The 13,386-nt window shown below is 69.5% G+C and carries 12 protein-coding genes; 9 read left to right on the top strand and 3 right to left on the bottom strand.

The window, feature by feature from the left end:
• Positions 1-19: 19 nt before the first annotated feature.
• From OG866_RS42970 to OG866_RS42950, 5 genes are all read left to right on the top strand, one after another.
• A complete protein-coding gene (locus tag OG866_RS42970) occupies positions 20-1,657 on the top strand; it encodes a hypothetical protein (RefSeq protein ID WP_329343339.1) in 1,638 nt (545 codons plus the stop codon).
• An 86-nt stretch (positions 1,658-1,743) separates the two neighbouring features.
• Complete coding sequence (locus tag OG866_RS42965; protein WP_329343337.1) at positions 1,744-1,998, top strand: hypothetical protein; 255 nt, start codon at positions 1,744-1,746, stop codon at positions 1,996-1,998.
• A 170-nt stretch (positions 1,999-2,168) separates the two neighbouring features.
• Positions 2,169-3,026 (top strand): YwqG family protein, encoded by an 858-nt coding sequence (locus OG866_RS42960; RefSeq protein ID WP_329343335.1) that lies wholly within the window; start codon positions 2,169-2,171, stop codon positions 3,024-3,026.
• A gap of 248 nt (positions 3,027-3,274) precedes the next feature.
• Positions 3,275-3,721 carry a DUF6325 family protein gene (locus OG866_RS42955; RefSeq protein ID WP_443063677.1) on the top strand — a complete coding sequence of 149 codons (447 nt, stop codon included), beginning with the start codon at positions 3,275-3,277 and terminating at the stop codon, positions 3,719-3,721.
• Between the two features lie 92 nt (positions 3,722-3,813).
• Positions 3,814-4,116 carry an SHOCT domain-containing protein gene (locus tag OG866_RS42950; RefSeq protein ID WP_329343331.1) on the top strand — a complete coding sequence of 101 codons (303 nt, stop codon included), beginning with the start codon at positions 3,814-3,816 and terminating at the stop codon, positions 4,114-4,116.
• A 28-nt stretch (positions 4,117-4,144) separates the two neighbouring features.
• Here the strand turns inward: OG866_RS42950 and OG866_RS42945 are convergent, their stop codons facing one another.
• Positions 4,145-4,399, bottom strand: a complete 255-nt coding sequence (locus tag OG866_RS42945) for an amphi-Trp domain-containing protein (protein WP_329343329.1) — start codon at positions 4,397-4,399, stop codon at positions 4,145-4,147.
• A gap of 214 nt (positions 4,400-4,613) precedes the next feature.
• Between OG866_RS42945 and OG866_RS42940 the strand changes: the two genes are divergently transcribed.
• Complete coding sequence (locus OG866_RS42940; protein WP_329343327.1) at positions 4,614-5,993, top strand: DUF2252 domain-containing protein; 1,380 nt, start codon at positions 4,614-4,616, stop codon at positions 5,991-5,993.
• A gap of 51 nt (positions 5,994-6,044) precedes the next feature.
• On the opposite strand, the gene OG866_RS42935 is transcribed toward OG866_RS42940, so the two are convergent.
• Entirely contained in the window at positions 6,045-6,623 is a 579-nt protein-coding gene (locus tag OG866_RS42935; RefSeq protein WP_329343325.1) for a TetR/AcrR family transcriptional regulator, read from the bottom strand.
• An 88-nt stretch (positions 6,624-6,711) separates the two neighbouring features.
• On the opposite strand from OG866_RS42935, the gene OG866_RS42930 reads away from it, so the two are divergent.
• From OG866_RS42930 to OG866_RS42920, 3 genes are all read left to right on the top strand, one after another.
• The gene (locus tag OG866_RS42930; protein ID WP_329343323.1) at positions 6,712-7,593 is read left to right on the top strand and encodes an SDR family oxidoreductase; all 882 of its coding nucleotides are present in this window, start codon (positions 6,712-6,714) and stop codon (positions 7,591-7,593) included.
• A 212-nt stretch (positions 7,594-7,805) separates the two neighbouring features.
• Positions 7,806-7,994: a hypothetical protein gene (locus OG866_RS42925; RefSeq protein WP_329343322.1), complete on the top strand. Its 189-nt coding sequence runs from the start codon at positions 7,806-7,808 to the stop codon at positions 7,992-7,994.
• 104 nt (positions 7,995-8,098) lie between these two features.
• The gene (locus OG866_RS42920; protein WP_329343320.1) at positions 8,099-8,704 is read left to right on the top strand and encodes a dihydrofolate reductase family protein; all 606 of its coding nucleotides are present in this window, start codon (positions 8,099-8,101) and stop codon (positions 8,702-8,704) included.
• A 174-nt stretch (positions 8,705-8,878) separates the two neighbouring features.
• Here the strand turns inward: OG866_RS42920 and OG866_RS42915 are convergent, their stop codons facing one another.
• Positions 8,879-13,168 (bottom strand): discoidin domain-containing protein, encoded by a 4,290-nt coding sequence (locus tag OG866_RS42915; RefSeq protein ID WP_329343318.1) that lies wholly within the window; start codon positions 13,166-13,168, stop codon positions 8,879-8,881.
• Positions 13,169-13,386 lie beyond the last annotated feature (218 nt).

Here is a 13,386-nt window from a genome sequence, read left to right as displayed (position 1 = left end):
CGGATCGCCGGGGGGCGCCGTGGGCCGGACGAGATTTCCTGAAGGGTTCGCGCTGCGCGCGTCGGCCTACATCGCCTGCTCGCTGCTGTACCTCGCCGCCCACCTGCTCCTCTCCTGGTGCGTGTCGCTGCACGAGCAGCGGATGCTCCACGACGCGCCTCGGCATGCCCAGGAGCTGGTCTCCGCAGCAACGCACCTGCGCTCAGTCGCACACCCCCCGGGCCCCGCACTGACACAGCAGGAACGGACGGCGCTGCGGGACATCGACGCGGGGACCCGCTCCCTCCAGCACGCCGCGGCCCCCGGCCACTACCGCGCCACCTCCTCGCTCGAACTGGCGACGGAGTCACTCGAGCGGTGGCGAAGCTATCGCAGGACGGGATCCGTGCCGACGGATCCCTGGGCGGAGCAGGAGAACGACCCGTGCCATGGCAGGGCCCTGCCGACCCGAGCGGACCCGGCGTGCGATCTGGCCTTCGCGGCAAGGTACCTGCGTGACGTGCCGGACGATGTCGCGGGGGAACGGCGGCGCATCGCGGCGGACGTCACCCGCAAACGCGGCTCGTTCGTGACGTACGGCGCCCTCGCCCTGCCCTTCGTTGCGAGCCGGCTGATCCTCGCACGGCGCCGACGCCGTGTGCGGATTGCGTCCGATGTCGTGCGGATGGCCCGCGAGCTCACCCCGGTCCGCCCCTGGTGGTACCGATCGCTCCACGGTCTGCTGACCGGCCTGGGGCACGTCGTTTTGCTGGCAGGGATTTTCGGCGGCACGGCCGCCATCACGGCCTGGAACCTGGACATCAACATCGGTATCCGGGCACTGCTGTTGGTCGGCAGCCTCACGCTCGCGGTCTCCGGATCCGTTCTCCTGCGCCACTGCCGGCCCCGGGCCCGGGCGGACCCGATCCGGGCGCTGGCCCGCACCGGGCAGGCTCCGGTGCTCTACCTGCGCAGTTTCGTGGACGACGAAGAGGCGGCGCGCACGGGCGACATCCCCCTGCCCGGGATGTTGCAGTTCGCGGGGATCGAGACCCGTGAGGAGCTCTTCGCCACGGTTCTCGGCGCCTTCGGCCCGGTCGTGGCCGTCGGCCGACCCGACGAGCGGCTTCCCCCCATGGGGGCCGTACGCCTCTACTTCCCCTCGGACGCCTGGCAGTCGGCGGTGGCTCAACTGATGGAGCAGTCCCGGCTGGTGGTCATCCGGCTCGGGGAAGGAGAGCAGCTGTGGTGGGAGTTCGACCATGCCGTGCGGCATGTGCCGCCGGAGAAGGTGCTGGCCGTGCTCCCCGGTCAGCCGTTGCCGGCCGGACTCACAGACCGGCTTGACGCGTCGCTGCCGACCCCTTCCGGCGCGGCCGACGCGGTGCGCCTCAGTGGCAACGGCTGGGCTTCGGCCGTCGTGTCCTTCGACGCGCAATGGCAGGCTCGGGTGTGCCCGGTCGGTCCGCTGCCCGGGGAGAAGAGCCACCTGTCGCCCGCGCACGAGGTGGCGAAGGCCCTCCAACTCGCCCTGGCGGCAGTCGGCGTACGGCGCCGGGGGCTCGGGCTGCGGATGAACACGGCACGGCTCTCACGCATGGGCAAGGCATTCCTGGTTCTCCCGCTTCTCGCTCTGGCCGTGCACACGGGTTTGCTGATCAGCGAATTACGACGGTGACCGACCAACGCCTGTGCTCACCCATGAGGTTGAATGGCTTTATGGCGTGGCGAGAGCGTGTGGCTAAGACCCGGCCCCCAGTAGGCATGCCGAGAAGCATCGTTCTGCTGGCGACGCCGGATGGCTATCGCCACAGTGTGCTCACCGAGGATGGCGGGATGCTCTGTGGACGCCTTGCCGACGTGCCGGCCAGCGCCGATGCGGCCGAAGCGCGGGTCGCTGCGGCCGCCGTGGTCGTGGCGCTCGCGCACGACTTCCATCACGCCGACGTCGAGGTGACCTGGGATCCACCTCGGCAACCCGACTCCTGGACAGCTCAGGTCTCCGTCGCCTCGTCCTAGCCGGACGCTTGAGCTACTTTCTCGGTATCCGCGCACGGCCGCCTTTGGCCTGCTGCACCCACGGGTATCCAGCACCGCCCCTGATCCGCCGCCCCGGCGTCCGCTCGAACGCCAACAGCGTGAAGGCCCTCGGTACGGCAGTGTCGGCGGGATCGGACATGATGCACGGCATGTCCGATGGGCCGTACTCCCAGCTTGCCGACGCGTATCCTCCCGGCGATCTGGCCCAGCGCTGGACAGCGCTCCTGCGTCCTTGTGCACGCCTGCGCCGGGCGCACGCCGGCGAGCAGGTCGTGGCGGTTCTCGGCGGGACCCCGCACCTGCCCGCCGGGGTCGGCTGGCCCGAATGGCCTGACCACGGGCCCTTGGCGTTCATCGCGTCGGTGCGGTGTGCCGCTCTGCCCCAAGAGGGGCTCGGCGAGGAGTTCCCGCAGGACGGAACCCTTCTCTTCTTCTACTTCGACGGTCAGACGCACGCAGACGCCGTCGTGTGCGTCGACGACGCCGAGACCTGGGCCGGCGCCCAGGTGCTGTACGTACCGGAGAACACACCTGTCTTCCTGGCTGAGACGCCACCTGTTCTGGAGTCGTACCCGCGGGTGGAACTCACCGCGGAGAGCGAACAGAGTGCACCTGATCTGTGGCTGCCGCAGACCAGACGGGCGCTGCTGGGCGACATGTGTGTCTGGCCGTCCCGCCGCCGCGACACTCCAGCCGAACTCGCGGCGTTCGTGCGTGCCTTCGCGCGCCTGCGCACCCGGATCGACCACCAGATCGGCGGCCATGCCAGCCCTCTTCAGGGCCCGGTGGAGTACGACATCGCGAACGCGACTCTCGCGGAGAGGCGCGAGCGGGGGGACCCACCGCTGGACGAGGAAGCCGAACGATGGGTGCTGCTCGCGCAGTTCGCCGGTGACCACGAGACGAACATGGTGTGGGGCGGCGAAGGCGCCCTCTACTGGCTCATCCGCCCGGAAGACCTCGCCGCACGCAAGTTCGACCAGGTCCGGCTCGTCATCCAGACGTAGGCGTCGTCGGGACCGGCAGCAGCCCTCTACCACATGAGCCGGGCGGTGCGGTGGCGTACACCCGAGGCCCTGGTCGTCGTCGGGTCCCGGTCCGGCACGAGGTGCGGGGGCGCCCGCCCGATGCTGGAATGGGCTGACGGGAGTCACCCTTGCGGTCGCCTACGTGCCGGCCCAGGTGCACTTGCTCCGGACGCCACGTAGGACCGAATCCGCTTTTGGGAGTGGTCGTGAACGCAGAGCTCGAAGACATGGGACCTGTCGACTACCTGGTCCTCGAATTCCCCGGCAACCGCATGACGGGACAGGGATTTCCCCTGCTCCTCGACCTCGTCGACCGCGGCATCATCCGCATCCTCGACTTGGTGTTCGTCCGCAAGGAAGCGGACGGCTCGGTGGCCGGGCTGGAACTTCAGGAGATCGGCGAGGGGGTCGACCTGACGATGTTCGAGGGAGCCTCCTCGGGCCTGCTCGACCACAGCGACCTCCAGGACGCCGCCGCGGCGCTGGAGGCCGACAGCTCCGCCGCGATCCTCGTGTACGAGAACACCTGGGCCGCGCCACTGGCCCGCGAGCTGCGACGGGGCGGCGCCGCGATGGTGGCCAGCGGAAGGATCCCGGTGCAGGCCCTGCTCGCGTCGCTGGACGCGATCGAGCAGACCACCCCGCAGACGTCGAGCGGACCGGTGAACATCTGACGCAGCACCGACCCCGACGACACGCGGCCTGACCTCACAACGGCTACGCCCGCACTCACCCCTTCATCACTCGACTTGGGAGATGACGCAGCATGCCAGGACTTCTTCGAGGCATCGCACGGACCGCGGTGATCTCAGGCACTGCCACCGCGGTGTCCAACCGCGTCTCCAGGCGTCAGGCCGGCCGCTGGGCCGAGCAGGAGCAGCGGCAGCCCGCTTACGAACAGCCTGCCGCCGCCCAAGCGCCGGCTCCGCCCCAGACGGCGGCGCCGTCCTCCGGCGGCGACGACATGACCAGCAAGATCGACCAGCTCAAGCAGCTCGCCGACCTCAAGGCACAGGGAGTCCTGACCGACGAGGAGATGCAGGCGCAGAAGCGCCAGATCCTCGGCTGACGCGCGCCGGGAACGGGGCCGCGACCCGTCAGTCCTTGTGCGCCGCCCCGTGGGGCTGCGGCGTCTGCCAGGACATTTCGATCTCCAGGTCTATCTCGCCGTCCTCCAGCTCGACCTCGATCTCGGTGCGGAGCTCGTCCGGGATCCGCACCGTCAGCCGACCCGGGCCGAGGTCCAGCTCCGCCTGACCACCGCGTCTGAGCGCGGCTGCCACGGCCTCGAGCTGGTCGGCCGCCTCGACACGTGACAGCGTCCGCTTCTGTTCGAACTCGAGATCGCTCACGGTGCCTCCCAGATCCTGAACACCGGACGTCTCTCATTGTCACGCCGCTTCGCCGCATTGGCCCGGCGAGGCAGCGGTCGCCCGAAGTGGCGGCCGTCGGCAGCCGTGGGACGCTGGAAGAAGACTCGTGAACAGGCACACGGCCGGCGACCGGCCCGTGATGACATCCCGCAGCACGCTCCTCGCCCGAGGCCCGCACCATAGGAGCCATCCCGTGTCCACGCCCCCTCGCTCCCCCGGCCAGCCGCATGCAGGGGGCCCCGCATCCGAGGATCCCTTCGCCACTGGGCGGGCGACGCGCGAACGCCTTCCCCTGGTCAGGCACGGGGAGTGGACCCCCTCCACGCAGCGACGCGACCTCGTGGAGATCCTCGAAGAGGAGGCCGCGCCGCGGATCCCCGAGCTGCTGCCGTTCCGCTACAGCCGCATGACGGGTTCCCTGTCCGCCTTCTACCGGGGAACTCCCGCCGTCATGGCCGCCGACCTGGCCGGCCTTCCGGACTCCGGGCTGGTCGTTCAGCTCTCGGGAGACGCGCACCTGTCCAACTTCGGCCTGTTCGCCTCCCCGGAGCGCCGGCTGGTCTTCGACCTGGACGACTTCGACGAGACCCTGCCCGGCCCCTTCGAATGGGACGTCAAGCGTTTGGCCGCCAGCATCGTGGTGGCCGCACTCGACAACGGCGCGACCCAGGAGACCGCCGCAGCCGCGGCGACCGAGGCCGCCCGTGGCTACCGCACGCATCTGGGCAAGCTCGCCTCCTCCACCGAACTCGCCGTCTGGTACGAGCACATCGCGGCCGACGACCTGCTCCAGGAGGTCGGCAACTCGATGCAGCAAGCCCGGCTGAAGCGCAGCCTGGACCAGGCGCGACAGACGGACAGCAGCAAGGCCGTCGCCAAGCTCACCGCACCCGGTCCCGACGGGCGGCCCCGGTTCGTCCACGCGCCGCCCCTGGTCGAACCGGTCGGGGAGGAGGAGCGGGCCACGGTGAAGCACGCCTTCGAGGACTATCGCGCCACCCTGCCGTCGGCCCAGGCCAGCCTGCTGGACCGCTTCCGCATCCTGGACGCGGCGCGCAAGGTCGTCGGTATCGGCAGCGTCGGGACCCGCTGCTGGGTCCTGCTGCTGGAGGGGCGCGTAGCGGGCGAACTCCTGCTGCTACAGGCCAAGGAGGCCGAACCCTCCGTCCTCGCCCCCTACGTGAAGGTGCCCATCACCCACGAGGGACAGCGCGTCGTCGAAGGACAGCGGTTGCTCCAGGCTTTCGGTGACATCTTCCTCGGTTGGTCGACCGGGCCCACCGGACGCCACTTCTACTGGCGGCAGTTGCTCGACATGAAGGGGTCCGCGGCCGTCCAGAGCCTGTCCGACAGCCTGATGCACCGGTACGCCGGCCTCTGCGGCCGCACGCTGGCCCGCGGCCACGCCCGCTCCGGAAACCGCGCCGCCATCGCCGCCTACCTGGGCGACGACGACTCCTTCGACCGGGCCGTCGCCGCCTTCGCCGTCGGCTACGCCCAGCAGACCAGGGACGACTACACCACCTTCACCGAGGCCATCGACGACGGCCGCCTGCCTTCCCTCCCCTCCTGAGCCCCTGTGCATGCCCTGCACGCCGTCCGGGTGGCGGAGGTGTCGCGGCGGTCAGCCCAGCGAGGCGCTCGCCGCACGCAGTTCGTCAAGGGCCGTCAGGGTGTACCCGGCAAGTTCGTCCTTGCCGTCGCGGTCGCCCTCGGACCATTGGGCGTATCCCCGTTTGAAGGCCAGGACGCCCAGTTCACCCGCCAGGGCGGCAGTCGGATCGGGCACGCCGCGGGCGACCAGTGCGGTTGTCATGGCGGCCGCGAGGCTGACGCTCTTGAGGGCGTCCCGCTCTTGGAGTTCGGCGCTGGCGGCGACGGCCGCTTTCAGGCGGGGCGCGAGTTCGCGGCTCATGGGGCCCATGGCGCTGCATGCGCGCTCCAGACCGGCGGCGACCGACTCAAGCGGGCTGGCATCGGCGGGCGCGTCGGCGATCCCCTCGGTCAGCAGTCGGCTCAACGTCTCCTGTCCGGCCACCAGCAGCTCGCGCTTGTCGGGGAAGTGCCGGAAAAAGGTGCTCTTGGTGACTCCTGCGCGTTCGGCGATCTGCGCGACCGTCGTGGCGTCGTACCCCTGCTCGGTGAACAGGTCGACGGCGGCCACGACAAGGCGTTCGCGTGCGCCTGGTTCCCATCTGCCCATGGTCACCATCCTAGGTGATGGGACTCTTGTCCCATCACTGGAGTAGAGTGATGGGACAAGAGTCCCATCACTTCTGGGGGAGTTTCCCATGCGCGTTTTCGTCACCGGCGGCACTGGACTGATCGGTTCCGCCGTCGTCGCCGAACTGCTCGACCACGGCCACACCGTCCTCGCACTCGCTCGCTCCAGCGCATCCGCCCAGGCCGTCGAGGCGGCCGGGGCCGAGCCACTCCGGGGAGCCCTCGCCGACCTGGACACCCTTCGTGCCGGCGCCGCCCGGGCCGACGGGGTGATCCACCTCGCGTTCGGCCACGACTTCAGCAGCCCCGACGCCCTCGCGAAGTCGGTCGCGGAGGAGGGCGCCGCCCTCGCGACCCTCGGCGAGGCACTCGTCGGCAGCGACCGCCCCCTCGTCACCTGCTCCGGCACCCCCTACGTCCCCGGCCGCGCCTCCACCGAGACCGACCCGCTGATGACCGAGGGGCCCGTCGGCGGTCGCAGTCGTGCGGTCACGTCGGTCCTGGCCCTGTCCTCGCACGGGGTCCGCAGCAGCGCCGTACGACTGCCGCGCACGGTGCAAAACCAGGGCTCCGGTGGATTCGCCGGCCTGCTGACCGACATCGCACGCCGGACCGGAGTGTCCGGCTACCCCGGCGACGGAGCACAGCGCTGGCCGGCCGTGCACGCGCTCGACGCGGCAGTCCTCTTCCGGCTCGCCCTGGAACAGGCGGAAGCGGGTACCGCCTGGCATGCCGTGGCCGACGAAGGGGACACCGTCCGCGACATCGCCACGGTCATCGGCCGACGCCTGAGCCTGCCGGTCGAGTCGGTGCCGCCGGAGACCTTCGGCCCCCTCGGCCAGATCTTCGCAAGCGACCAGCCCTCGTCCAGCGCGTACACCCGGCAGGCACTCGGCTGGGAGCCCAAGCACCCCAGCCTCCTGGAGGACCTGGAGAACCTCCAGCCCTGACCGGCGCCCGCAACGTTGCGCGCGACGAAGCGTAGGGGCGGTTACCGCTCTTGGCTTCGGATGCCCCCCGCCGGTGGCGAAACTGTCGTGGCGGCGGTGCTGCTCGCGTTCATGCCCCTTGCCCAGGAGGTGGCATCACGGCTGGGAAGGTTGAGGCGGAATGATCCCAGAGCACCGCCGAGCGTTACGCCGGCGAGCACATCGTGCGGGCAATGAACCCCCACCAGCACACGCAGCAGCGCGGCAGCCCCGGCCAGCGGCACTTTCTGTACCGCAACTACTCACACCCGTACTGGCGCCGCCGCCACCCGTGCCAGGCGGCCGAGGAGTCCCTGGCACAGCGCCGGGTCGCCACCGGAGCAACCGGCTCCGCCGACATCAGCAACCGTTCCTCGACCTGATCGACGGCGTTGTCATGGGTTTTCTCGTTGCTCCACGGCGCGGCCGATGAGTTTGTGGCTCCCGGTCGGTCCAAGCTCGTGACACCCCAGGAAAGGACACTGCCATGTCGGAGCTTCTCGTCGACTTCATCACCTCCCTCGACGGCTACGCATCGGGAGAGGGATGGCCCGGGTTCTGGGGCCTGGAGAGCCCGGAGTATCTCGCCTGGCTCGGCAAGCAGCCCGAGGTCACCTACTTGATGGGAGCGAACACCTACCGCTTGATGTCGGGCTTCGCCGCAGGCGAGGTCCCCAGTGGCCAGGACGAGTTCCGGCCCGAGGAAGAGGCGTCCGTCGACGAGCTCACGAGGGCATCCAAGGTGGTGTTCTCCTCCTCGCTCGAGGAGCCCCTGACGTGGGCCAACTCCACGCTCGTGCGCGAGGACGCCGTCGAGACGGTCCGCGCCATGAAGTCGAGTGGCTCGGGGCTCCTCAGCACGATCGGCAGCCTCAGCCTGTCCCGGTCCCTGCTGCGAGCCGGACTCGTCGACCGCTTCCGGGTCGTGATGTTCCCGGTGATCACCGGGGCCACAGGCGAAGAGCGCATCTACGACGGCTATCCGGACGTCGCCCTGGAGATGACCGAACACCGCACCTTCGACGGCGGCATCCAACTGGTCGAGTACAAGCCCCGCGTGCTCGAACACCCGCCGCTCGGCACCCCTGCGTGACACCGCCCAGCCGGCGCCGACCCAGCCAAGGACCTCGGTGACGATCACTCCCTGATCTCGTTCTCACCCGGTGTCACAGTGGATTGCATGGCGGGGTTTCCTCGCGCGCCTGCGCCCGCCGCGGAGTGCGGTGGGCGCGGGGTGTCGCTGTCGTGCCAGGTATGACCGGGTTTCTCAGCAGGGGTTGACGGTCAGTTTGAACGTGGTCGTCGTGTTGCGGATGTCCTGGGCGTTGTTGCCGGTGCGCAGGCAGTTGATGGTGGCCTCGCCGACGGCGGGCCCCTGGCCCGGTTCGGGCATCTCGTTGGCCCAGACGCCGAAGCCGGACTTGGCGTCCCAGGCGTCGCCGCTCTTGCGGGCGCCGGTGATGGAGATGTCGTTGAGGATGGTGTCCTTCACCGGGTTCTCGGGCGTGGTGCCGTTGTACTTGGTCTGGAACATGAGGCCGCTGTAGGTGGGGTCGACGATGTCGACGTGGTTGACGCGGATGCCCTGGAAGACCTTCGAGGCGGAGAAGAACCAGATGCCCGGGAAGGTCTGGTCGCCCCAGAAGTGCCCGCCGGCGCGGACGATCGAGATGTTCTCGAACGTCGTCGGATCGGTGCCGAAGCCGTTCATCGGGTAGCCGAAGTCCAGCGACGAGATGGTGATGCCCGAGTAGACGAGCGTGTCCGCGATGTGGATGTTGCGGAAGGTGTTGTTGTAGCCGCCGTACACGGCGACACCCGCGGCTCGCCAGGTCAGGCTGGTGGTGAGGTTCTCGTAGAGGTTGTCCTTCATGTCGGCGCCGCCGGCGTCGATGGCGGAGAACAGCGCGAAACTGTCGTCGCCGGTGGCGCGGGCGTCGTTGTTGGTGACGAGGTTGTCGGTGGATCCGTTGGTCATGTTGATGCCGTCGGCGAACAGGTTGCGGATCCGGGAGTTCTTGATGGTCATGCGGTCGGTGTTGGCGCCCCAGTAGAGGCACACCATGTGTTCGTTCCAGATGTCGTCGATGGTGATGTCGGAGACGTTGGCGAAGTCGAAGACCTTGCCTGGGCCGTCGATGCGCGAGGTGTAGTTGCCGAAGTAGGCGAAGCCCTTGAAGAGCGAGCCCTTGGCGGTGGCGTCGGCACGGAAGCCGATGTCGGTGTTGTCCTGGGTGCTGGGGGCGTGGAACTGGGTGTACCAGGGGCCGGCGCCGACGACCTTGACGGCCTTGCCGTAGATCTGGAACTTGCTCGCCGTCTCGTAGTCACCGGGCGGGAGGTAGACGCCGACGAGGGTGTTGGTGGTGTCCATGCGGACCTTGTCGAGGGCGTTCTGCACGTCCTGGTGGGTGAAGCCGGCGGGCACGGCGTACGTCGCGGGGTCGGGGTTGGCGGTGGGGGCGACCTGTTCGAGGTTGACGAAGTCGATGGTGTACGTGGAGGTGTTGGCGGAGCCCTTCTGTAGACGGATCTTGCTGCCGGCGGGCACGGTCTCGCCGAGCATGAGGTGTGCCTCGTCGTAGATGTGCCGCGGGGCTCCCGCGCCGGGCGAGTTGCCGGGCGAGGCTTCGGCGCCGTAGAGCCAGGCGTACTTGGAGGTGAGCGGGACGGCCTTCTTGAAGGTGCCGTCGACGTAGAGGTCGAGGGTGGCGTCGGTGCCGCCGCCGCCCGCCGCGTCGGGGATGGAGAAGCGGGTCACCAGGGTGTTGGTGGCGGCGCGGGTGGTGAACTCGACGTACTCGCCGGTGGCGTCGAGGCGGACGGCCTTGCGTCCGGAGGCCTCGCCTGCGGGGTCGCCGACGGTGCGGTTGGGGCCGAGGACGCTGGCGCCGCCGCCGGTGGTGCCGTCCTCCGCCTCGTACATGTCGTACGGCATGTTGGCGCCGCGGCCGACGAACAGGGGCTGGCCGGCGGTGTTGTTCTCGCGCTTGACCGGCAGTTCGTTGGGGTCGGGGGCGAGGACGGTCTTGACGGTGTAGGTGCCGTTGGCGGCGGTCCAGGGGCCGAGGGTGACCACGGCGGAGTCGCCGGGGGCGAGGGTGGCGTCGTAGGAGCCGGTCAGGGTCGTGACCGTGGCGCCCTGCTTGTCGAGGAGGGTCAGGGTGACGCCGTGGCTGCCCGCAGCGGTGGGCTCGGTGCCCTGGTTCTTGACGGTTGCCTTGAAGGAGACGGTGTCGCCTGCCGAGGGGCTGGAGGGGGTGGTGGTGACCGAGGTGGTGATCACGTCGGAGCTGGCGACCGGCTTGACCACAAGGGCGGTGGGCCGGGTGTAGGTGTTGTTGGTCTCGTTCTGTTCGATCACCGTGTCGGTGTCGTCGGCGACGGCGCTGAGCTCGTAGGAGCCGGCCTCGCGCCGGCCGATGGAGGCGGTGACGGTGGTCTGGGCGCCGGCCGCGAGGGCGCCGACGTCGGCGGTGGCGACCTTGGTGCCGCCCAGGCGCACGGCGAGCTTGCTGGCCGGCGCGGCGGCGGGGCCATCGTTGCGGACGGTGGCGGCGACGGTGATGGAGTCCGACTCGACGGGCGAGGCGGGTGTGGTGGTCAGGTTCGTGACCTGGAGGTCGGGGTTGGGTGCGGGAACGCCGATCACCTGGAACTCGGCCAACTGGCCCGCCGGGGCACCGGAGTTGGCGGTGAAGCGGAGCCTGACGTCGGCGGTGCGGGCGGTGACCGGGATCGTGACCGTGTTGGCGCTCGCCGGGTCGAAGGCGTAGCTCTTGGCGGCGATCAGGCTGGTGAAGTCGGAGGCGTTCTGGTCCCGGCCGAGGACCTCGATGGTCTGGGTGCGCGCGGACCAGGCACTGTCGGGGTTCAGCTTGAGGGCGAGGCGTTCGAGGTCGGCGTTGGCGCCGAGCTTGACGGTGAGGGTGTTGGGGTAGCTGCCGCCGGCGCCTTCCCAGTAGGTGGCGGTGTTGTTGTCGTTGGCGTTGGCGGCGACATAGGTGTGGACGGTGGAGGAGGCGTCGATCGGCTTGCCGACGGCCAGGTTGGAGCCGTTGCCGCCGCTGCCGTTGCGGGTGACGGTGTTGCTGTTGCCGGACTGGTTGCCTGCGGCGTCCTTGGCGCGGACGTAGTAGGTGACGGTGCTGGTCGCGGGCTGGGTGTCGGTGAAGGTGGTGACGTTGCCGGCGACGCTGTCCCTGAGGACGTTGTTGGCGTAGATGTCGTAGCCGCTGACGCCTACGTTGTCGGTCGATGCCGTCCAGGTGAGCTTGATCTGGCCGCTGCCCGGCTCGGTGTAGGCCAGATTCGCGGGGGTGGTGGGCGCCTGGGTGTCGCCGGCGTCGCCGATGCGGGTGACGGTGTTGCTGTCGGCGGACTGGTTGCCTGCGGCGTCACGGGCCCGGACGCGGTAGGAGACGGTCTGGTTGGCCGGGCGGTTGTCGGTGAAGGTGGTGACGTTGCCCGCGACGGAGGTGAGCAGGGAGCCGTTGGCGTAGATGTCGTAGCCGGTGACGCCTGTGTTGTCGGTGGCGGCGGTCCAGGTGAGCTTGATCTGGCCGCTCGCCGGTTCGGTGTACGCCAGGTTGGTCGGGGCGCTGGGGGCCTGGGTGTCGCCGCCGTTGGGGCCGTAGATCTCCAGCTCGGATATCTGGGCGGCGGGCTGTACCGAGTTGGCGGTCACCAGGACGCGGACGAAGCGCGTGGTGGTCGAGTCGAGGGTGATCGTGGCGGTGTTGTCGTTCGCCGTGTTGAACGTGTAGGCCTGCGACGCCGAGAGGTCGGTGTAGGTGCTGCCGTTGGTGCTGCCCTGGATCTTGAGGGTCTGGCTGCGGGACTCCCAGCCCGCGGGGAGTTTGAGGACCACGCGGTTGACGGCGAGCGAGGCGCCGAGGTCGGCCTCCAGCCACTGCGGGAGTGCGTTGTTGGTGCTCTCCCAGTAGCTGGCGCGGTTGCCGTCGTTGGCGTTGGGCGCGGCGTACACGTCGGTGTGGCTGCTGGCCTTGAGGGTCTTGCCGGAGGCGAGGTCGGCGGAGGACTCGCCCGCGGCGTGGACTTCGAGTTCGGAGAGCTGGGCGGCCTGCCAGCCGGTGTTGGCGCTGATGGCGATGCGGACGTAGCGGGCCTGGGCGGCGGGGAAGCCGATGGTGACGGTGTTGGCGGACCCGGGGCTGAAGGTGTAGGCGGCGGAGCTCTTGAGGGTGGTGAAGCTGGTGCCGTCGGCGCTGCCCTGGACGGCGAGGGTCTGGGTGCGGCTCTCCCAGCCGATGGGCAGTTTCAGGACGACTTCGTCGATGCGCCGGCTGCTGCCGAGGTCGGCCTGGACCCACTGGGGCAGGCTGCTGCCCGCGCTCTCCCAGTACGTGCCCTGGTTGCCGTCGGTGATGTTGGACGCGGTGTAGCCGTTGTTGGTGTTGCCGGCCGATGCGCTGTCGCCGAGCGCGATGTTGGGTCCGCCGGCGGCGTGGGCGGTCATCAGGGGGCCGCCCAGGGCCAGCAGGCTCGTGACGATCGCGGCGCTCAGCCACCGTGATCTCCAGGTGGGGGTTCTCATCGTTCCTCGCATTTCGGGATCGCACGTCGGGGGTGCGGGTCGCGGCTCCGGAGAGGGCATCCACTTCTGACGCCTCAGAATGCAGACTTTGCGTTGAACGGTCAGAGAGTTGCAGAGGATTGTCGCAGCGTCTACAGGTCCGGCACGGTGAGTTGTCGGCCGGTCGAACAGGCCCGGCGAGCGGACATCCACCCCGTGTGAGCGCGGGCATGCCGGTT

The sequence above is a fragment of the Streptomyces sp. NBC_00663 genome (assembly GCF_036226885.1).
GTDB lineage: Bacteria > Actinomycetota > Actinomycetes > Streptomycetales > Streptomycetaceae > Streptomyces.
This window is presented reverse-complemented; position numbering and strand designations above follow the sequence as displayed.